We start from the raw sequence: 18894 nt of genomic DNA, 5'->3' as shown, positions 1-18894 counted from the left end.
CGCGTTGGTAGCTTGTGCGGCACAATCCGGTATGGCGTTGGATCAGCAATTCTGGGGCAAGGATATGTCGCAAGATAAGTGCCGAACTCAGGTCAAGCAATTGAACGCGACGGTGGATGTATATGCTGTCTTGTTGCTGCCTGACGCGCCTGAGCATATCGATGTTCTAAGATTGCGCGGAGAATTGCAGGGATACAAAGACCTCATTCGCCCGGGCGCGTGGCATCACCCCGGACCGGTCCGGCCAGGCGAAATTGATTGCGTACTGAACAGTGCGACTACGGCGCATCAGGCCCATGGAATTGCAATGGGGTTAAAAGATGTTCAGATCGCGAGATAACCAATCCCGGCAAATGCAATGATGCATCCTAGCCATTGAGATGTTGACATTCTCTCTCGCAAGATTGCCCAAGCCAATACAACCGTCAACAATCCGAAGATTGAGGCGGCAACGGATGCGTATTGGGCGTTTGGCAAGCCTCCGGCTGACACCACGCATAGAAGCGCCACTGCGTCGAGCGCGCCCATCAGGCACAAAAGGGGTAGGGCCCGCATGCCTGGCCAAAGCGGCGTGCGGAATGCAAGGGCGATTACAGCCAGTGCAGGGATCGCGGTCAGTCGTCCGATCAGCGAAACGGTGAACTCATTGCCCAGTTCGGCTGCATATTGTCCCAATGCGAATGTCGCAGCAAACCCGATTGCAGCAAGAATGGAAAAGGCAATTGTCGGCCCGGCTGCAGGATATTCTGCACCGTCATCCTTGGATCGTGCCGAGACAATGGACACGCCGAGACCAATGGCAATGATCGCCAGCCAATGCCATATGCTGACTTCGGAACCGCGCCATATTGCAAGGGTGACTGACAAAACAGGATAGCTGGCGACAAGCGGGGCGACCAGACGCACAGGCCCGCGCTGAAACGCAGCATACATGCTGAGGCCAGCCAGCAGGTAAAAGCCGCCCGACGCAACTGAATAGGATACTGCCTCGACGGGCATGGGGGCAAACCCGGACCAGATCGCTACAAGCCCGAACTGAAGCACAGCCCCGGCAACCAGCACGGCCATCAACGCTGCGATGACGCTCACGGATTGGCTGACATATCGCACGGCAAGATCGTGAAAACCCCAGCACAATGCTGCCAGCAGACCCAGTGCAAGGGCGCTCATCCGGTCGCCTCATGTATCTGGTCATGCCCGGGCATTCCGTGTCCATCTTTCGATATCAACCGCGCCAACATGTCACTGGTGATAAACTTATTTTCCTGTTATGCAATAATTATTGACGACTGCAACTCGGGGAAGAGACGTATGTCATCGGCATTGGATCAAATCGGCGGTGAAGATCGACTTCGGGCTCTGGTCGAACGGTTCTATGACCGCATGGAGACCGATCCGGCCGTACATTCATTGCACAGATTGCATTTTCGCGGCCATGGATTGTCTCATACAAGACAGGCACAGTTTGAGTTTCTGAGCGGATTTCTGGGCGGTCGGGCGTATTATCGTGAGCGATTTGGTCATATGGACCTGCGGGAAATTCATGCGCATGTGCCGATACGCGAGGCCGATGCCGAGCTTTGGCTGGATACGTTTGACGCCGCGTTGGCGGATTGCGGAATGGACGGTCGGGTGGTGGACAAAATGCGCAAAACTCTGCGCCGTGCGGCATTGATGCTGGTCAACGATGTCCCAGACTGGAGAGTTGAAGCCGACAGCGGAAAGAACCTCGAGGTTCATGACTGATCCGATGTGATCAGATCTGTCGCAGTCTGGCATAAATGCTGGACGTGATCTTGAATTGTTCCTCGGCAATGTTGTCGCTGTCAGTGACCATCTCCTGCACCGCATCTGCGCATCCAAGCCAATCCATAGCGCATTGATGATTTGCCGGATCGGTCATCCACGATTGGATCGTGCCCTGAACAAGTTCGGGGTGAAACTGCACGCCCCAGGCGCGATCTGAGACCCGCAAAGCCTGTACAGCGCAAGCATCAGATTGCGCCAGAACCGATGAGTTGGGCGGTAGGTCGATGGCTTCAACCCCATGCCACTGTAGCACCCGGAATTGATGGGGCAGGGGCCCGAACAGCGGATCACTGCGCGAGTCGTCAGTCAGATTGATGGAAAGCACACCGATCTCAGGCTTCTGCATAGGTGCACATTTCCCTCCTAACGCATCAACCAGAAGTTGGTGGCCCAGACATATCCCAAAGTACGGGCGGTTGAGGTCTTGAATCCACGTCCTGATCGCTTGTTTTTCGGGCACGAGCCACAGATGCACCTCGGTTTCCCAGACGTCCATCGGGCCGCCCAGAACCAGAAGCAAATCAAAATCGTCGAGTTGCGGGATTGGTTGGCCATCATACAAATGCACGACCTTGGCGGTATCACCGCATGATGAAATATGTTCCAGAAACGCTCCTGGGTTTTCACCCAACGAATGCTGCAAAATGAGAACATTCATTGGGCGTGGGCCTCCATCCGAGCGTCGGTATTGGGGCGGCAGCGGTCCGCAGCCCCAAAAAGTTTCTTAGATATCGAGCGTGTGGTCCTTTTCCCAGCGAGAGAAATGGCTGACGAAAGAGTTCCACTCCTGATGCTTCATTTTCAAAAATGCGCTTGAGAATTCCTGACCCATCATGGCTTTCAACTCGGTATCATTGTCGTATTCGCGCAACCCGTCGAGCATGTTCAGCGGCAATTTGGGGGCGTCGGTGACGGTGTGGCCTTCGGCATACATGTCAATATCCCAACGCCGTCCCGGATCGGCCTTCGAGCGGATGCCAGACAGACCAGCGGCGATGATGACGGCCTGCAACAGATAGGGGTTCGTGGCCCCGTCGGCCAGGCGCAGTTCGAACCGGCCCGGGCCGGGCACCCGGACCATGTGGGTGCGGTTGTTGCCGGTCCAGGTCACGGTATTGGGGGCCCAAGTCGCACCCGACATCGTGCGCGGTGCGTTGATACGTTTATAGCTGTTTACGGTCGGGTTTGTGATCGCCGCCAGCGCGCTGGCGTGTTTCATGATACCGCCCAGGAAATACTTGCCCTGTTCGCCAAGACCTACCTCGCCGGTCGGACCATCGCCTGCGCCGGCAAAAACGTTGGTTTTGGCATCCGCTCCCGGTGCATCCCAGACCGAGATATGGGCGTGGCAGCCATTGCCTGTCAGCCCTTCGACAGGCTTGGGCATGAAGGTGGCCCGCAGCCCATGCTTTTCGGCCACTGACTTGGTCATGAATTTGAAGAAGGAATGCTTGTCGGCGGTTTTCAGAACGTCGTCAAATTCCCAGTTCATTTCGAACTGGCCATTGGCGTCTTCGTGGTCGTTCTGATAGGGCCCCCAACCGAGTTCCAGCATATAATCACAGATCTCACGCACCACATCATAGCGACGCATCACCGCCTGCTGGTCGTAGCAAGGCTTTTCAGCGGTATCGAACGGGTCGCTGATCTGCTCGCCATCAGGGGTGAGCAGGAAGAATTCAGCCTCGATGCCGGTTTTGACATGCATGCCCATCTCGGCGGCCTCGCCGATCAGGCGGCGCAGCACATTGCGCGGGGCCTGGGCGACATCCTTGCCTTCCATCACACAGTTGCCTGCAACCCAGGCGACCTCGGGCTTCCAAGGCAGCTGGATCACCGATGACGGGTCTGGCACCGCCAGCATGTCAGGATGCGCCGGGGTCATGTCAAGCCAGGTGGCGAACCCGGCAAAACCCGCGCCGTCTTCCTGCATCTCGGCAATGGCTTGCGCGGGCACCAGCTTGGCCCGCTGTCCACCGAACAGATCGGTGAACGAGATCATGAAATATTTGACGCCTTTTTCTTTTGCGAAAGCTGCGAGATCTGTCGTCACGATGGCTTTCCTTTCCCTGTTGAATTTTCAATTTCCAAAGCAAAAACGCGGCCCCCGTCAGGGAGCCGCGCAGCATCAGTTCAGAACCCTTCCTTGCCCGGGTACCAACTTGTCCCGGCCAACGGGACACGCGCCATGGCCGCGGCCTCCATCGTCAGGGCGCACAAATCCTCGGGTTCGAGGTTGTGGAGGTGATTATGACCACAGGCCCGCGCAATAGTCTGCGCCTCAAGCGTCATAACCTTGAGATAGTTGCGCAAACGGCGTCCGGCCTCGACCGGGTTCAGGCGGGCAGCCAGCTCGGGATCCTGCGTGGTGATACCTGCGGGGTCTTGACCCTCGTGCCAGTCGTCATAGGCCCCGGTGGTGGTGCCCAGCTTTTGGTATTCGGATTCCCATTTCGGGTCGTTGTCACCAAGCGCCACCAGCGCTGCGGTGCCAATGGCCACCGCGTCGGCGCCTAGAGCCATTGCCTTTGCCACATCGGCCCCGGTGCGAATGCCGCCCGAGATCACCAGTTGCACTTCGCGATGCACGCCCAAATCCTGCAGCGCTTGCACGGCAGGGCGAATACAGGACAGCGTCGGCAGACCTACATGCTCGATAAACACGTCCTGCGTCGCGGCAGTACCACCTTGCATGCCGTCCATCACCACCACATCGGCCCCGGCCTTAACTGCCAGCGCGGTGTCATAATAGGGGCGGGTCGCACCAACCTTGACATAGATGGGCACCTGCCAGCCCGTAATCTCTCGCAGTTCGAGGATCTTGATTTCCAGATCATCCGGGCCGGTCCAGTCGGGATGGCGACAGGCCGAGCGCTGGTCGATGCCTTTGGGCAGAGTCCGCATTTCCGCGACGCGGTCGCTAATCTTCTGACCCAGCAACATGCCGCCACCGCCGGGTTTTGCGCCTTGACCAACCACGACCTCAATCGCGTCGGCCTTGCGCAGATCATTGGGATTCATACCGTAGCGTGAAGGCAGATACTGATAGACCAGTTTGCTGGAATGGCCGCGTTCCTCGGGCGTCATGCCGCCGTCGCCGGTGGTGGTCGACGTGCCCGCCGCTGATGCGCCGCGGCCAAGGGCCTCTTTCGCAGGGCCGGACAGAGCGCCAAAGCTCATACCCGCAATGGTGATCGGAATGTCCAGTTCAATCGGCTTTTTTGCAAAGCGCGTGCCCAACGTTACCGATGTGTCGCAGCGCTCGCGGTAACCTTCGAGCGGATAGCGACTGATGCTGGCGCCTAGAAACAACAGATCATCGAAATGCGGTACCTTGCGTTTGGCTCCGCCACCGCGGATATCATAGATACCGGTGGCCGCAGCGCGGCGGATTTCCGCATTGATCGGATTGGTGAATGTCGCCGACTGAATCGGCAGGGTGCGGGGGATCTGATCGTCCATGTCTTTCATACCCTTCTTCCTCAGTAAGCAGCGGCGTTGTCGACGTCGAAGTTATAAAGCTGACGGGCGGAACCGTAGCGTTTGAATTCTTCGGGGCTGGCATCCGCGCCTGCGCGGTCCAGCAGGTCCTTCAAGATATCCAGATGCTCCGGGCGCATCTCTTTCTCGATGCAATCGGCGCCTAGGCTCTTGACCGAGCCGCGCACGAACAGCTGCGCCTCGTAAAGCGAGTCTCCCAGTGCATCGCCTGCATCACCGCAGACCACAAGATTACCGGCCTGCGCCATGAAGGCCGACATATGACCGATATTACCATGCACCACGATGTCGATGCCTTTCATCGAGATGCCGCAGCGCGAACTTGCGTTGCCCTTGATTACCAGCAGACCGCCATGGCCGGTGGCGCCAGCATATTGGCTGGCGTCGCCTTCGACAACGACCCGACCGGACATCATGTTCTCGGCCACGCCGGGCCCGACCGAGCCTTCGACCTTGACCGTCGCCTGCTGGTTCATTCCCGCGCAGTAATAGCCAGTTGAGCCCTTGACCGTAACTTCGATGGGCGCATCCAGCCCAACGGCAATGGCGTGGCTGCCTTTGGGGTTCACGACTTCCCAATTGGTCTGGTTAGTCTCGGTAGATTGCGACTGCAGGGTGGTGTTCAACCCACGCAGGCCATCTGCTTCAAGATCATAGGTTTGCATATCATGCGGCCTTTTCGTTGGTCGTGGGGCTGTCATTGTGAGACCAGAAGTAAACCGTTGCTGGCTCCGGCTCCCAGACGCGGGCCTCTTCGATACCCGGCAGGTTCACCAGTGCCCGGTATTCGCTGCCAAAGGCCACGTATTGATCGGTTTCGGCCATAACCGCAGGCTTACAGGCGATCGGATCGCGGACTACGCCGAACCCGTCTTTGGTGCCGACCACAAAGGTAAAAAATCCATCTAGGTCTTCGAGGCTGCTTTCCAGCGCCTCGCCCAGACTGGCCCCGTTCATCATCTTCCAGGTCAGATAGGCGGCTCCGACCTCGGTATCATTCTCGGTTTGGATCACTACACCTTCACGGCGCAGCTTGCGGCGCAGCGAATTGTGGTTCGACAGCGAGCCGTTATGAACCAGACACTGATCTGGCCCAGTGTTGAACGGGTGCGCGCCCATCGTCGTCACGGCAGACTCTGTAGCCATGCGAGTGTGACCAATGCCATGTGTGCCGCTCATACTGCTGATGTCAAAGCGCGCGGCCACGTCCTTGGGCAGGCCGACCTCTTTGTAAATCTCCAGCATCTCGCCCCGGCTCATGATCCGGACTGAAGGCCGGATTTCCGCCAACGCGGCCCGTGCTGCTTCAAACTGCCCGGCCGGAACGTCCAGCACAGTGTGCGTGTCATTATCAGTCTGCCTTACTACCACGCCCAAGTGCTGCCCCAGCTCTTCGGCTAGACCGGCAAAGTCGTCCTTGGGATTGGGCGACTGCAGTGTCACCTTGGTCTGGCCATTTGCCTCATCACCATAAATCGCGATCCCCGCACTATCTGGGCCGCGGTCGGTCATGGTGACCAGCATGTCTGTCAACATATTGCCTAACTGTGGTGCAAGCGACCGGTCTTTCAGGAATAATCCAACAATTCCGCACATAGCTGGCAAATCTCCTTGTGTGTTTCGTCCTGATTCGAGGGTATCAACAAATCCAACAGGTATCAATAATCACAGGAAAATAATTTTCCTGATAGGCAATGGGCGCAAACTCAGATTTACGCCCATCACCAGCATTCAAAGCTGGATCAATATCGTTCCAGCTGTGCTTTCACTTTTTCTTCGTCGCCAGTGTGGCGGGCCTTCTCGAGGTGTTCACCTTCTCGGACAAATTGGATGCGATGCCAGCCGATCCAGAATACGACGCCCACGATGACCATAAGGACTTCGTAACCTTGGAAGGGATAGATCGGTCCGACTTCGGCCAGATCAACAGCCCAGCTTGTATATCCATTAGTAGACATTCTTTTTCTCCCTTACTCAGCGGCTACGCCACGGGCAGCCAATTCTTCTTTGTCGGCTGCAATGATCGCGGCTTTGGCGTCTTCATAGGCATGGTGTTCAGCGTAATCGAGGCCCTGAAGTTCGACTTCTTCCGGAATTCGAAGCACACCTGCGGCCGACTGGATTTTTGCAAGAATCCAACCTGGCAAGAAGCCAAGAACAAAGAACATGATGACAGCACCAGTGATCTGACCGACCGGGTTAATCGTTGCATAGCCTTCGTATGGCGAAGAAGGTACGCCCCACAGGACAAAGCCGGAAATCACCAGACCAACGAATCCTGCATAACCATGCACGGCAACGGCACCAACGGCATCATCCAGCTTGAACCGACGCTCGACCCAATAGTGCAGCTTGTACACGATCACGACACCGATCGCGGCGATGATCATTGCCTGCACCGGGTGATAAAGATCGTTACCCGCAGATGCGGTGATAATACCGGCCAGTCCGCCCGAGAACGTCCAAAACGCGTCACCTTTGGAAACAACATACGCTGCCATCAACCCGCCAGACAGAGACATCAGGAAGTTGAAGGTAATCGCGGAAAGCGTGGTCGGCGCCAGATAGATGTTGGTCGCGGTCCACGTAACACCCGTTATCTGACCGTCGATTGCCTCCGGAGATATCGCCGGAACATTGCATGCGGCATAGAAGCCCCAGAAACCAGTGTAGATCAGGAATATCCCGATGGTCAGCAGCCATGGGTTATGCGGCGGAATGTCCCGCGGCGTACCGTCCTTGGCAAATTTGCCTAGGCGGGGACCCAGAACCATGATCACCCCTAATGCGTAACCACCTGCGATAGCATGAATAACCCCGGAAGCATAAGCATCGTGGTACCCAAGAACGCGCACCATCCAACCGCCGTAGTGCCAACCCCACGCGGCGTCGATGATCCACCAGACTGATCCAATCATCACGGCATGGACCCACAAGGCCGAAGATCTAATCCGCTCGATCACAGAGCCAGATACAATCGAGGCTGCCGTCCACGAGAACAGCAGGAATGCTGCCCAGAAGACGCCAGTGATTCTGTCACCCAGATTGGTCGCCATGGTGTCGGCCCATGGCAGATTTGCAGCGCCCGCCTCGGTATCTAATCCACCCCAGAACGGAAAGTTCGGAAAGGCCCAGTAAATCCACCAGCCGAAGAAGAAGAACGTGACCGTCACCAGCGGGATGATCATGATGTTTTTCATCAATGTGTGCATATGGTTACGAGCCCGGCTGGCGCCGACCTCGTACATGCAAAAGCCCACATGGATGAGGAACATGAAAACGACCGTTACCCAGTAGTAAAACTCGGTAAAGACCGTCGTGAGTGCATTTAGATTACCATCCACTTCGTAGTCTCCCTGTTGTTGCAGCAGGAGGTCTTTCTGCGAAGAATTTCCTGCTGGGAATAATTGTGCACTCAGGGGACAATTTCATTCGCGACCTGTCAATAGATATGTGGGGCAAACATCTTTGAGGCCAGTAATTCGCGCATGTTTCTTAATGCCAAATAAGTGGCTATAGCATTGATAAATAATCACTTATGAAACACTCGCGCACCCTACCCAGGGTGCAAAAATTGCAGGCAAATATTCCCAACAGGAAAATAATCTGCACAGAGGTGTTGATTTTCGATCCGACTTCGGCCTCAATATGGTCAACAAAAAGCAATCAACGGGAGAGCTGAACAATGGCCATTCTTTGGAGAACGTCCGCCCTTGCGCAGCGCCATGCCGAGATCGGCGGCGAGCTGGAAGACTGGAACGGTATGGGGACCGCATGGTTCTACGACCACAGCCCGGAACGCGCCAAAGCAGATTACGAAGCGATCCGCACCAAGGCAGGGCTGATGGATGTGTCTGGTCTGAAGAAGGTTCATGTGGTCGGCGAAGATGCGGCCTATGTCATTGATCGTGTCACCACGCGGAATGTAGAAAAAATCATGCCGGGTCGGTCGACTTATGCGTCGATCTTGAATGCCGAAGGCAAATTTGTCGACGATTGCATCATCTACCGCCTGTCAGTGAACACGTGGCTTGTCGTGCACGGCACCGGGACCGGGATGGAACAGCTGACATCGGTGGCCGCCGGTAAGAATTGTTCGGTTATCTTTGACGATGACTTGCACGATATGTCGCTGCAGGGGCCGGTAGCGGTGGATTTCCTGGCCAAGCACGTTCCCGGTATTCGGGATCTGGCCTATTTTGGCATCATGCAGACCAAACTCTATGGCTGCCCGGTGATGATTTCGCGAACCGGTTATACCGGCGAGCGCGGGTATGAGATTTTCTGCCAAGCCAAGCACGCTGTGCATCTGTGGGACAACATCCTTGCCGAAGGCAAGGACATGGGCATTGTTCCGGTCCAGTTCTCGACGCTCGATTTGCTGCGCACAGAAAGCTACCTGCTGTTTTACCCTGGGGACAACTCGGAAACCTATCCATTCGACGACCAAACCTGCGGCGATACTTTGTGGGAGCTGGGTCTGGAATTCACGGTTTCACCAGGCAAGACCGGATTTATCGGCGCCGAGAACCACTATGCCTCGCAAGGCAAAGAGCGGTTCAAGATCTATGGTGTCAAACTGGATGGCACCACCCCGGCGGATGAGGGTGCTGATCTGTTGCAGAACGGTGAAAAGGTCGGTGTTGTCACCTTTGGCATGTATTCCGAAATCAATGGGCACAATGTGGGTATCGCACGGATGCCGGTCGCCTGTGCCTCGCCCGGCACCGAGCTGACAGTGCGCAACGGCGATGGGACAGAAATAGCGGCGACTGCGGAAGAGATGCCGTTCTACGATCAGGACAAATCGATCAGAACCGCAAAAGGCTGAGTTTCAGGGGGCGCAACGGACACACCGTGGCGCCCTTTTCCGATTTGAGGGCACAATGTCAAAGTTCGAATTTCCAAAGTCAATCGCAAGCCGCCCGGTCTGGGGCACGCTAAAGGTTCGCTCAGGTGAACATCATCTCATGATCGCCGAGGCCGAAGGGGCCGAAGCCGTTCTTGACATAGCGACATCCGACCTGATGGCTAAAACCCATCTGATCTACATCCCAAAAGGCACGGATTTCTCGGAAAAGCTGCAGGCGCTGAACCCTGCGCAATTCTACGAAGGTCCGTCTTATGAAGCCGCGCTGCATCGAATTCGCCGCGTGTTGGAGGACGCGCATATGGGGTTGCAGGTCTATCTGACCGGTACCGAGGGCATGATGGGTCAGGCCATGAATGAAGTGATGGCTGTCGGTCTTCCGCATACTGCGATTCAGACTGAACATCGGGGTTCGGTCGCGCGCCGGATGCAATGTGTGCATTGCAAAGGCGTCACCGAAGATGTCGAGGTCGATCCGTTTGTCTGCGCGCACTGTGGGCTCAACCTGTTTGTGCGGGACCACTATTCCCGTCGCCTTGCCGCTTATCAGGGTGTCCGCGTTGATGCCGAAGATCATGGTAACGTGCCCGAGCCAAAAGGGATCTACGAATGAGTGGCGCCGAGAAAATTCAGGTCAAAGTGACCGAAATCACCCCGCTGAACGAGCTGGTGACGCGATTCCGGTTCGAACGCGTTGATGGCGGGCAATTGCCCACCTTTTCAGGCGGCGCACATACCGTCGTCGAGATGCAGGATGGCGGCATCACGCGGCTTAACCCCTATTCCCTGATGTCCGACCCTTTCGATCAGTCGTCTTATACCATCTCGGTCCGGCGCGACGATCAAGGCAGGGGTGGTTCGTTGTTTATGCACCGTCAGGTCAAACTGGGCGATGAGATGACCATCAGCTATCCGGTCAACCTGTTCTCACTTGATCTGCGGGCCCGCAAACACCTGTTTCTTGCCGGTGGTATCGGTATCACACCGTTTCTGGCGCAGATCAAACAGCTTGAACTACTGCACGGTCATTGGGAACTGCATTATGCGTGCCGTAACAATGCGTTGGCATCTTATGCCGATCAACTGACTGACCGGCATCCAAACGAAACACATCTGTACTATGACGACCAAAATCAACAGATCGATCTGAAAAGCCTGCTGAGCGGGCAGCCTTTGGGCACGCATGTCTATGTCTGCGGCCCCAAGGGCATGATCGATTGGGTGCGCGGCACTGCTGCTGTCGAAGGCTGGCCCGAGGATTGCGTGCATTACGAAGAGTTTTTGGCACCGCAGCCCGGCAAACCGTTCGAAGTGCGCTTGGCAACATCGGACAAAGTCATTCATGTGGGTGAGAACGAAAGCCTGCTGGAAGCCATCGAACGCGAAGGCGTGGATGCGCCGTATCTGTGCCGTGGCGGGGCCTGCGGCCAATGCGAAACCGTTGTGCTGGATCACGACGGCAATTTCGTTCATCGCGATCATTGGCTGACTGACGAAGAAAAAGCCGCAGGCAAGAAGATCATGCCCTGCGTATCGCGTTTCGAGGGCAAGTCCCTCGTGCTGGACCGCTGAAAGGAGGCCCAACATGACCATCCAATTCAACGACGAGTCCTTCCGTGACGACTATACGTTCCACAACTCGGAATGGGCGATCAAACGCTTTCCTTTCCCGTTTCACGAAGACAGCTACATGTATTCGGTCAACATGGAGCAGCACCGGGGCGGGCCCGAGGGCTCGGTCTATGAGATGCGGTTCGATGTTGACGAACACTATGTGTCCGAGATGAAAGACCGGGCCATTGTTCTGGATCAGGACCCTCTGCGCTGTCAGTCCCTGCCACACATGACATTGGCGGGTTGGGACCTGCTCGAGCTGATCATGGTCAGCAAGTCAGAGGATTATCCCGACCTGTTCGAATTGCACCGCAACGGCAATCAGTGGCGTTGGATCAACAAGCCACTGGGCATTGATCACAGTTTCACCTTCATGGATGAAACCACGCTGCCGTACGGGCCGATGGAATACATCACGCGTCAGGCACAGGGTGATTTCGCGGTGCTGGATCAGCGGGACGAGATGCTGTGGATGGACGCCGGGATGGTAACGACCCAAGCCGATTGGAGCCTGGATTTCGACATCGGCATGAACTTTTTCGAATGGCATGCGCCAGTTCCGAAAGCCCATGAGATGGGAATTTTCAAGCGCGCACTGAAATTCCTGCTGAACATTCAACAAGGGGCACCGGCACGGCGTCTGAACTGGACCATGACCGTGAACCCGCTGCTGGATACGAGCCCAGAAAACTATCATAAATGGGGTATCCAGAAGACAACTTTGACGCCTGAGAATATTGCTCATAAGCAGCATCTACGGGTCGAGTTGCAGACCTTCTTCCGGTTGCCGCGGTCAAACGCGCTGGTGTTCCCGATCCGCTGTTATCTGTGCAGTTTTCAGGATCTGATGACGGTACCGAAATGGGGTCGCCGCCTTCATCGTGTTATTCGCGATCTTCCGGTTGAATTGGCCACTTATAAAGGGTTCATCGACAACCGTCCAATGATGCTGGATTACCTCAACCAATTTGACGACGGACTGCCAACCTCACCGGGTGTATGGCCGGATCTGGAAACGGAACCGCCTTTGTCAAAGTAAACGGGTATCGCAGCGGTCATAGCTGGTCCGGACAAGACAATTTGGCAGGTACTCGGCAACGACTCAGCTTTGTATGACGTATTAGCCTTACTGCGTTCTTCGTTCCGATACATGGATGGCCGGATCTTCTCGCCGTCCTCCGTTCATCGGCTGACCGTGGAGGGTATGCAGGCACATTGTCATGCCGGAGGTGAGATTTGGGCTATTGGCCGTCCGCTAACTGGCTGCATGTTCCTTATGCCAAAGTCTGGCAGGCTGTATATGGGAAAACTGGCGGTGCACGAGCGGATGCGCGGGCAGGGCCTGTGTTCGGTGATAGTAGACCATGCCGTACGTCGGGCTGCGGCCCTTGAATTGTCCGAGCTGGAGCTGGAAACCCGTGTCGAACTTACTGAAAATCATCGCGTGTTTTCACGCCTTGGTTTCACGATCGTAAGTATGGGAACGCACGAAGGTTACGACAAACCCACTGATTTCCTGATGCGCAAGCCAGTCAATTTGTCTGCGGATAGCTAATCACAGAAATGTATCTTGCCGGCAGGCTGACCAGTTTCTCTGGTCCATGCGGGGCATCCGCGTCAAAGAATAGGGTATCGCCGGGCTTCAATGGATAATTCTTATCTCCGTGGCGATAATCGACTTCGCCCTCCAACATGTAAATTGTTTCAATCCCACCGTGCTGGAACGTCGGAAAGACATCGGATTCTGCGGTAAGCGTGATCAAATACGGCTCGACGATCACGCCTGACCCGTTAGCGCCGATATGACCCAAAAGATTGTATTGATGATTGGCGCGGGTTCCTTCGCGCTCAAGCTCTACACCCTCGCCCGCTTTTGTGTGAACGGCTTCCCGGCGTTCCTCGAACTGGCGGAAGAAGCTGGTCAGGGGAACCGAAAGTGCGTCGGCGAGTAATTGCAGCGTCGTCAGAGAGGGCGACGTGTTGCCGTTCTCGATCTTCGACAACATGCCAATTGATAATCCTGTCAGTTGGGCCAGTTCAGCTACGGTGATGTTTTGCTGTTTACGAAAGGCTCGGACCTCGCGGCCGATTGCTATTTCGAGCACCTTTTCACGTTCACTCGTTCGAACGGAATGCGGATCCTGAGTCAGATTTCCCATCATTTCTGTGTCGCGTTTTTTCAATGTTTCGCCTTCAATGTCTTGCTACACTTGTCCGAACCAACGGTGCAAGCAGCTGCGCCGTTTCAGCCAATCCAATTCGGGCTATCATAGCACCTATTATTCCTGATAGTAAAATAATCATGCTGGTAGAAAAATGTAACGAGATTGGATTCCTGTTGTTCGACGGATTTCCGATGGCCTGCTTGACTTCTGTCATCGAACCTTTGAGAGCGGCAAATGAAATAGCGGGACAAGAGGCATTTTGCTGGTCATTGGTAACAGAAGACGGGGGCAAAGTCATGTCCAGCGCCAATGTCCGCTTCGAGGCCGAGCGCGACCTGTCGGATTGTCAGTCAATCGATATTCTGTTCCTGCTCAGCAGCCCGACTTCAAAGTTTCAGAATCCGATCCAGGGTGATGGAGCATTACGCATGCTGGCGCGCCACGGAACCATTCTGGGCGGGATCAGCGCGGGCGTGTTTCCGTTGGTCCGCTCAGGCGTCATGAATGGTCATCCGGTGTCGGTTCACTGGTGTTACGAGTCGGCCTTTGAGGCCGAGTTTCCGGACATGGACGCCCGGCGCGAAGTTATTGTAACGGACAACTCTCGCTACACTGCAGCGGGGGCCGCGGCCGCGTTCGATCTGGCGCTGCACCTGATCGAGGATCGTCTGGGTGGTGATGTTGCGCATGAGGTGGCCTGCTGGTTTCAGCACCCGCTGATGCGAGGTGAAGGTGTGCGCCAACAGGTTCCGAATACCAGCAGGCCCGACACCGGTGAAAAGCTGCCGCCACTTGTGGCAAAATGCGTTGAGCTATACGCCAGCCGGATTGGCGATCCGTTGTCGATTGCCGAACTGTCAAAGCAGGCCGGTGTCACGCCGCGCCAAATCGAACGCGCCTTCAAACAGGCGACAGGTCAAAGCCCCAGCCACTATTTCCGCGCCATGCGCATGAAAGCGGCACGTCAGATGGTTGTCTATACCAAAGACCCCATTGCCGACATCGCAGCCGCTATCGGCTTTAGCTCGGTCACACCATTGGTGACACATTACCGATCTGCCTTCGGGCTAAGCCCCAGCGAAGACCGCCGCCGCATCAACCGCTTCCGAGTCGAAGACAACGCACCGCTGCCTTCAAGCTGAGCGAGACGCTCAAAGAGCGGATTTCATCGCTGCCACAAGCGCATGATGCATAGACCCTGCCGAAGAACGGGGACCATAAAGGCTGAACAATGCGGTGGACCTGCACAGAACGAAGCACCCGAGATGATGGATCGAAGTACGGGCCGTCTCGCCCGCACCCATCTTGCGGCAATCCAGATTACATAGCAGCTCCAGAACCGCCAGAATGTCTGCGCCTTCCAGATCGAACCGGGTCCAGGCATCGGTCTGTTCTGAAACGGACGCGGTGTCGCCGACACAGTCTTTCGTCTGATGCGCCAGTTCTTCATGTGTATCGAACGGGGCTTCGACCATCCACTGATCCGGTCCGGTCCAGAATGCCGAGACAACGTCACCACCGAACTTACCAACATCGGGTGCTGACGCACCGATTAGTCTTGCAAGCGCTTTGCGGGCTTCTGCTTCGAGGCCAGCGCGCGCGGCGACCGAGGCCAACGCAACACCAGGCACCTCGGTACATGTGACGGTTCCAACCGTATCGACATGGGGCTCAGATCCGCCCAAGGCGGTTTTTGCAACAAGATCATGCACGAAGCCGTTCTCCCTCAGGGTCGACAAAATGAGCCGAGACAATCTCGACCTCGACGGTCAGATCGGTCAGCGGCGAGACAAGGCGCATTTTTTCGCCCTGACGGTCACCACCATTCTTCAGAAAGCCCAGGCCGATGTGACTATCCAGCGAAGGCGAGAACGCGGCCGACGTAACATAGCCCTGATCATGCGCGGCATCGACCGGGCCGGATGCATCCATGAGATGCGCGCCAGCGGTGATTTTGTCCGCGCTGTTTACGGGTTTGACGCCGACCATGTTCAGCGCATCAGTCTCATTCAGCCCTTCACGTTCGGTCAGGGTCGAACCGATACTGTCTTTCTTCTTGGACACCATCCGGCCCATGCCAAGGTTCAGCGCCGTGGTGGTTCCGTTGAGTTCATTCCCTGCGGCGTGTCCCTTTTCGATCCGCATGACGCCAAGAGCCTCGGTGCCGTAGGGAACAACATTGAACTCTTCACCTTCCTGCATCAGACGCCGCATCAACGCATCGCCATAGCGTGAGGGAACCGCAATCTCGAACGCCAGCTCGCCCGAGAACGAAATCCGGAACAGACGCGCCCGCAGGCCACCGCAAATGGTGATATTCGCGCAGGCCATGAACGGAAAACCTTCATTCGAAATGTCAAATTCCGGGTCCACGATCTTCTGCAGCAGTTTGCGCGAGTTTGGACCAGCAACGGCATATTGCGCCCAGGCTTCGGTGGTCGAGATCAGTTGGACGTCCATGTCCGGGAACAGGCATTGCCGGACGAACTCCATATGCTGATAGACTTTGACCGCATTGGCCGTGGTAGTTGTTACCACAAAATGATCCTCGGCCAGACGTCCGGCGGTGCCATCATCCATGGCAATCCCGTCCTCGCGCAGCATCAGGCCATAGCGGGTTTTTCCCACCGCCAGTTTGGCAAAGCCATTGCAGTAGATGCGGTTCAGGAAGTCCGCAGCATCGGTGCCTTGCACGTCGATTTTTCCAAGCGTCGTACAGTCACACACGCCGACCGAGGCGCGGGTCTGCCGTACTTCGCGGTCGACGGATTCACGCCAATGCGTCTCGCCGGGCAGGGGGAACCACTGCGCGCGCAACCAGTTGCCGACCTCAACAAATACCGCGCCCCGTTCCTTGGCCCAATAATGCGAGGGCGTGAGGCGGGTTGGATGGAATTCCTGCCCTTTCATGCGCCCAGCAAGCGTGCCGATAGACACCGGTGTATAGGGTGGGCGGAATATCGTCGTTCCCGTCTCGGGGATGGATTTACCGGCCAGTTCCGCCATGATTGCCAGACCGCCCATGTTCGATGTCTTACCCTGATCGGTTGCCATGCCCAGCGTGGTATAGCGTTTCAGGTGTTCGACCGATCGAAACCCTTCCTGATGGCTGAGCTTCACATCCTTGACCGTCACATCGTTCTGTTGATCCAGCCATGCGCGCGCGCAGCCCGGAACATACCAATATGGCGTTTGCGAGACCTGGGCATCCTCGGCCTTGGGCAAGTCGGGCAGCGCGCCGCCGAGTTTCAGCGCTTCAACCGCTGCCTGGGCACCGGATTGCAACGCGCCATGGGTCGACATCATCCCGTTTGCTGCGCCCGCGACCGTAAGGCCCGGCGGTAGGTCTGCGCCCGGAACGAAGGCCGCCAGATCTTCGTTCCAGATCGGGCGCCCCCGCTGATGGCAGGTCAGATGTACGTTCGGGTTCCAGCCACCGGACACGCCAAGCGCACCGCAGTCTAATGTGCGCTTGGACCCGTCGGCCAGTTTGACCTCGACAAAGCTCAGACCCAGACGGCCCTTGGTATCAACGACCTGAGCGCCTGCGAGCACTTCGTATTCGTAGCTGATCGGCGCATCCGATCGAACATCCACCACGGCCGCGATCTTGACGCCCTTGGCATTCAGATCGGCGGCGGTCCGATGGCCGTCATCATTATTGGTAAAGATCGCCACGCGCTGCGCTGCCGTGGTCGCGAACCGGTTGGCATAAGTCCGCAACGCGCTGGCCAGCATGACACCGGGACGGTCGTTGTTTTCGAATGCGATGGGTCGTTCGGTCGCGCCTGCACAGAGCAGGGCGCGTTTGGAATAGATACGCCACAGGATTTGCCGGGGCTTGCCCGAAGGCAAAGTGGCAATGTGGTCACCGGTACGTTCAACCGCGCCATAAATGCCGTGATCAAAAGCCCCGATGACAGTTGTACGCGGCATCAGGCGGACGTTCGGCATTGCGGACAGCTCAGCCACCGTCTGCGCGACCCATTCATCCGCAGGGCCGTCGTTCAGCGTGAAGGTCTCACTGTTCAACCGTCCGCCAAGCGCGAAATCCTCGTCAGCCAGGATAACGTCCGATCCGGCCCGGCCCGCGGTCAAGGCGGCAGCCAGACCGGACGGACCGGCGCCAATGATCAGCAGGTCACAATGCCGGAACCCCTTGTCGTATTCGTCCGGGTCCTCTTGCATCGAAAGCGAGCCCAGACCGGCGGCGCGGCGGATCATCGGCTCGTACAACTTTTCCCAGAACGTAGCGGGCCACATAAAGGTCTTGTAATAAAACCCAGCCGACAGGAAGTTCGAAAACCTGTCATTGATCGCCAGCGCGTCGAACTTCAGGCTGGGCCAACGGTTTTGCGATCGGGCCTCAAGCCCGTCAAACATCTCGATCGTTGTGGCGCGGGTGTTGGGCTCCCGACGGTTGCCCGAGCGCAGTTCGACGATCGCATTGGGTTCTTCCGATCCGGCGGTCAGCACACCGCGGGGGCGGTGATACTTGAACGACCGCCCCATCAGGCGTACGCCATTGGCCAGCAGGGCCGAGGCCAGTGTATCGCCAGGATGAGCCGCGTAGCTGCGGTTGTCGAACTTGAAATTCAGGGTTTTGGTGCGGTCGATCTGACCGCCGCTCAGCCTGTTGTCTTGAGTCATTTTGAACGTCCCTGTGCCCGGGCCACGTCTCGGGCCAACTCCACCTCTGTGATCTCATGCGTCACGGTATTGCGGGTCACCACCAGCCAGGACCGGTCGCCGCCTTCGTGAAACCACAGCTCGCGATGCAGACCGGCGGGATTGTCGCGCAGATAGGCATAATCGTGAAACGCCGTCACCGCGTCGTCGCCCTGCCAGTCGGGGCGGTCAATCAGCGACGCGTCGCCCAGATAGACAAATTCGGAACTGTCACGCGGGCCCAGCAAGGGATGATGGATGATCATG

The 18894-nt window shown here is 56.7% G+C and carries 21 protein-coding genes; 8 read left to right on the top strand and 13 right to left on the bottom strand.

Translation table 11 applies throughout. The features are described from left to right. Positions 1-31: 31 nt before the first annotated feature. The gene (locus ACR3E4_RS18585; RefSeq protein ID WP_480567133.1) at positions 32-340 is read left to right on the top strand and encodes a hypothetical protein; all 309 of its coding nucleotides are present in this window, start codon (positions 32-34) and stop codon (positions 338-340) included. Here the strand turns inward: ACR3E4_RS18585 and ACR3E4_RS18580 are convergent. Further along, entirely contained in the window at positions 325-1170 is an 846-nt protein-coding gene (locus ACR3E4_RS18580) for an EamA family transporter (RefSeq protein ID WP_480536460.1), read from the bottom strand. The genes ACR3E4_RS18585 and ACR3E4_RS18580 overlap by 16 nt on opposite strands. 141 nt (positions 1171-1311) lie before the next feature. Between ACR3E4_RS18580 and ACR3E4_RS18575 the strand changes: the two genes are divergently transcribed. Continuing rightward, complete coding sequence (locus ACR3E4_RS18575) at positions 1312-1746, top strand: group II truncated hemoglobin (protein ID WP_480536461.1); 435 nt, start codon at positions 1312-1314, stop codon at positions 1744-1746. A gap of 10 nt (positions 1747-1756) precedes the next feature. Here ACR3E4_RS18575 and ACR3E4_RS18570 read toward each other — a convergent pair whose 3' ends face one another. The 7 genes from ACR3E4_RS18570 to ACR3E4_RS18540 form a co-directional block, all read right to left on the bottom strand. Beyond that, positions 1757-2467: a type 1 glutamine amidotransferase gene (locus ACR3E4_RS18570; protein ID WP_480536462.1), complete on the bottom strand. Its 711-nt coding sequence runs from the start codon at positions 2465-2467 to the stop codon at positions 1757-1759. 66 nt (positions 2468-2533) lie between these two features. Further along, entirely contained in the window at positions 2534-3862 is a 1329-nt protein-coding gene (gene glnT / locus ACR3E4_RS18565; protein ID WP_480536463.1) for a type III glutamate--ammonia ligase, read from the bottom strand. 80 nt (positions 3863-3942) lie between these two features. Continuing rightward, entirely contained in the window at positions 3943-5271 is a 1329-nt protein-coding gene (locus ACR3E4_RS18560) for an FMN-binding glutamate synthase family protein (RefSeq protein ID WP_480536481.1), read from the bottom strand. A gap of 20 nt (positions 5272-5291) precedes the next feature. Beyond that, complete coding sequence (locus ACR3E4_RS18555) at positions 5292-5975, bottom strand: protein GlxC (protein ID WP_480536464.1); 684 nt, start codon at positions 5973-5975, stop codon at positions 5292-5294. A 1-nt stretch (position 5976) separates the two neighbouring features. Further along, on the bottom strand, positions 5977-6906 hold the full coding sequence (locus ACR3E4_RS18550; protein WP_480536465.1) for a class II glutamine amidotransferase: 930 nt from the start codon (positions 6904-6906) through the stop codon (positions 5977-5979). A 146-nt stretch (positions 6907-7052) separates the two neighbouring features. Then, positions 7053-7268, bottom strand: coding sequence for a hypothetical protein (locus ACR3E4_RS18545; protein ID WP_010437786.1), 216 nt, complete (start codon positions 7266-7268; stop codon positions 7053-7055). A 12-nt stretch (positions 7269-7280) separates the two neighbouring features. Next, entirely contained in the window at positions 7281-8654 is a 1374-nt protein-coding gene (locus ACR3E4_RS18540) for an ammonium transporter (RefSeq protein WP_480473113.1), read from the bottom strand. A 341-nt stretch (positions 8655-8995) separates the two neighbouring features. Here ACR3E4_RS18540 and ACR3E4_RS18535 point away from each other — a divergent pair, with 341 nt between their 5' ends. From ACR3E4_RS18535 to ACR3E4_RS18515, 5 genes are all read left to right on the top strand, one after another. Then, positions 8996-10141 carry an aminomethyl transferase family protein gene (locus ACR3E4_RS18535; protein ID WP_480536466.1) on the top strand — a complete coding sequence of 382 codons (1146 nt, stop codon included), beginning with the start codon at positions 8996-8998 and terminating at the stop codon, positions 10139-10141. A 55-nt stretch (positions 10142-10196) separates the two neighbouring features. After that, the gene (locus tag ACR3E4_RS18530) at positions 10197-10793 is read left to right on the top strand and encodes a dimethylamine monooxygenase subunit DmmA family protein (protein WP_480536467.1); all 597 of its coding nucleotides are present in this window, start codon (positions 10197-10199) and stop codon (positions 10791-10793) included. Beyond that, positions 10790-11752: a PDR/VanB family oxidoreductase gene (locus tag ACR3E4_RS18525; protein ID WP_480536468.1), complete on the top strand. Its 963-nt coding sequence runs from the start codon at positions 10790-10792 to the stop codon at positions 11750-11752. The genes ACR3E4_RS18530 and ACR3E4_RS18525 overlap by 4 nt, the downstream gene beginning before the upstream one ends. A 13-nt stretch (positions 11753-11765) precedes the next feature. Continuing rightward, positions 11766-12833 carry a heme-dependent oxidative N-demethylase family protein gene (locus ACR3E4_RS18520; RefSeq protein WP_480536469.1) on the top strand — a complete coding sequence of 356 codons (1068 nt, stop codon included), beginning with the start codon at positions 11766-11768 and terminating at the stop codon, positions 12831-12833. Positions 12834-12944: 111 nt separating this feature from the next. Next, on the top strand, positions 12945-13349 hold the full coding sequence (locus ACR3E4_RS18515) for a GNAT family N-acetyltransferase (RefSeq protein WP_480567267.1): 405 nt from the start codon (positions 12945-12947) through the stop codon (positions 13347-13349). Here the strand turns inward: ACR3E4_RS18515 and ACR3E4_RS18510 are convergent. Continuing rightward, entirely contained in the window at positions 13327-13956 is a 630-nt protein-coding gene (locus tag ACR3E4_RS18510) for a helix-turn-helix domain-containing protein (RefSeq protein ID WP_480536483.1), read from the bottom strand. The two genes, ACR3E4_RS18515 and ACR3E4_RS18510, sit on opposite strands and share 23 nt — an antisense overlap. A 31-nt stretch (positions 13957-13987) precedes the next feature. Then, positions 13988-14257: a hypothetical protein gene (locus tag ACR3E4_RS18505; RefSeq protein ID WP_480536471.1), complete on the bottom strand. Its 270-nt coding sequence runs from the start codon at positions 14255-14257 to the stop codon at positions 13988-13990. On the opposite strand from ACR3E4_RS18505, the gene ACR3E4_RS18500 reads away from it, so the two are divergent. Then, entirely contained in the window at positions 14256-15101 is an 846-nt protein-coding gene (locus ACR3E4_RS18500) for a GlxA family transcriptional regulator (protein ID WP_480536472.1), read from the top strand. The two genes, ACR3E4_RS18505 and ACR3E4_RS18500, sit on opposite strands and share 2 nt — an antisense overlap. Before the next feature lie 9 nt (positions 15102-15110). On the opposite strand, the gene ACR3E4_RS18495 is transcribed toward ACR3E4_RS18500, so the two are convergent. The 3 genes from ACR3E4_RS18495 to ACR3E4_RS18485 are packed head-to-tail and all read right to left on the bottom strand — an operon-like array spanning position 15111 to position 18893. Then, positions 15111-15671, bottom strand: a complete 561-nt coding sequence (locus tag ACR3E4_RS18495; protein WP_480536474.1) for a sarcosine oxidase subunit gamma — start codon at positions 15669-15671, stop codon at positions 15111-15113. Then, positions 15664-18609: a sarcosine oxidase subunit alpha family protein gene (locus tag ACR3E4_RS18490; protein WP_480536476.1), complete on the bottom strand. Its 2946-nt coding sequence runs from the start codon at positions 18607-18609 to the stop codon at positions 15664-15666. Before ACR3E4_RS18490 ends, ACR3E4_RS18495 begins: the two co-directional genes overlap by 8 nt. Beyond that, positions 18606-18893, bottom strand: coding sequence for a sarcosine oxidase subunit delta (locus tag ACR3E4_RS18485; RefSeq protein ID WP_480536477.1), 288 nt, complete (start codon positions 18891-18893; stop codon positions 18606-18608). The genes ACR3E4_RS18490 and ACR3E4_RS18485 overlap by 4 nt, the downstream gene beginning before the upstream one ends. Position 18894: the final 1 nt, after the last annotated feature.

The sequence above is a fragment of the Ruegeria sp. AP11 genome, from assembly GCF_056535865.1.
Note: the sequence above shows the minus strand (reverse complement) of the source record. Positions and strands in the feature narration are given on the sequence as shown.

What these genes read in the sequence shown, in the direction of transcription:
- ACR3E4_RS18585 (WP_480567133.1), top strand. Translation starts at nt 32, where the DNA reads ATGGCGTTGGATCAGCAATTCTGGGGCAAGGATATGTCGCAAGATAAG.
- ACR3E4_RS18580 (WP_480536460.1), bottom strand. Translation starts at nt 1,170, where the DNA reads ATGAGCGCCCTTGCACTGGGTCTGCTGGCAGCATTGTGCTGGGGTTTT.
- ACR3E4_RS18575 (WP_480536461.1), top strand. Translation starts at nt 1,312, where the DNA reads ATGTCATCGGCATTGGATCAAATCGGCGGTGAAGATCGACTTCGGGCT.
- ACR3E4_RS18570 (WP_480536462.1), bottom strand. Translation starts at nt 2,467, where the DNA reads ATGAATGTTCTCATTTTGCAGCATTCGTTGGGTGAAAACCCAGGAGCG.
- ACR3E4_RS18560 (WP_480536481.1), bottom strand. Translation starts at nt 5,271, where the DNA reads ATGGACGATCAGATCCCCCGCACCCTGCCGATTCAGTCGGCGACATTC.
- ACR3E4_RS18555 (WP_480536464.1), bottom strand. Translation starts at nt 5,975, where the DNA reads ATGCAAACCTATGATCTTGAAGCAGATGGCCTGCGTGGGTTGAACACC.
- ACR3E4_RS18550 (WP_480536465.1), bottom strand. Translation starts at nt 6,906, where the DNA reads ATGTGCGGAATTGTTGGATTATTCCTGAAAGACCGGTCGCTTGCACCA.
- ACR3E4_RS18545 (WP_010437786.1), bottom strand. Translation starts at nt 7,268, where the DNA reads ATGTCTACTAATGGATATACAAGCTGGGCTGTTGATCTGGCCGAAGTC.
- ACR3E4_RS18535 (WP_480536466.1), top strand. Translation starts at nt 8,996, where the DNA reads ATGGCCATTCTTTGGAGAACGTCCGCCCTTGCGCAGCGCCATGCCGAG.
- ACR3E4_RS18530 (WP_480536467.1), top strand. Translation starts at nt 10,197, where the DNA reads ATGTCAAAGTTCGAATTTCCAAAGTCAATCGCAAGCCGCCCGGTCTGG.
- ACR3E4_RS18525 (WP_480536468.1), top strand. Translation starts at nt 10,790, where the DNA reads ATGAGTGGCGCCGAGAAAATTCAGGTCAAAGTGACCGAAATCACCCCG.
- ACR3E4_RS18520 (WP_480536469.1), top strand. Translation starts at nt 11,766, where the DNA reads ATGACCATCCAATTCAACGACGAGTCCTTCCGTGACGACTATACGTTC.
- ACR3E4_RS18515 (WP_480567267.1), top strand. Translation starts at nt 12,945, where the DNA reads ATGGATGGCCGGATCTTCTCGCCGTCCTCCGTTCATCGGCTGACCGTG.
- ACR3E4_RS18510 (WP_480536483.1), bottom strand. Translation starts at nt 13,956, where the DNA reads ATGATGGGAAATCTGACTCAGGATCCGCATTCCGTTCGAACGAGTGAA.
- ACR3E4_RS18500 (WP_480536472.1), top strand. Translation starts at nt 14,256, where the DNA reads ATGTCCAGCGCCAATGTCCGCTTCGAGGCCGAGCGCGACCTGTCGGAT.
- ACR3E4_RS18505 (WP_480536471.1), bottom strand. Translation starts at nt 14,257, where the DNA reads ATGACTTTGCCCCCGTCTTCTGTTACCAATGACCAGCAAAATGCCTCT.
- ACR3E4_RS18490 (WP_480536476.1), bottom strand. Translation starts at nt 18,609, where the DNA reads ATGACTCAAGACAACAGGCTGAGCGGCGGTCAGATCGACCGCACCAAA.
- ACR3E4_RS18485 (WP_480536477.1), bottom strand. Translation starts at nt 18,893, where the DNA reads ATGATCATCCATCATCCCTTGCTGGGCCCGCGTGACAGTTCCGAATTT.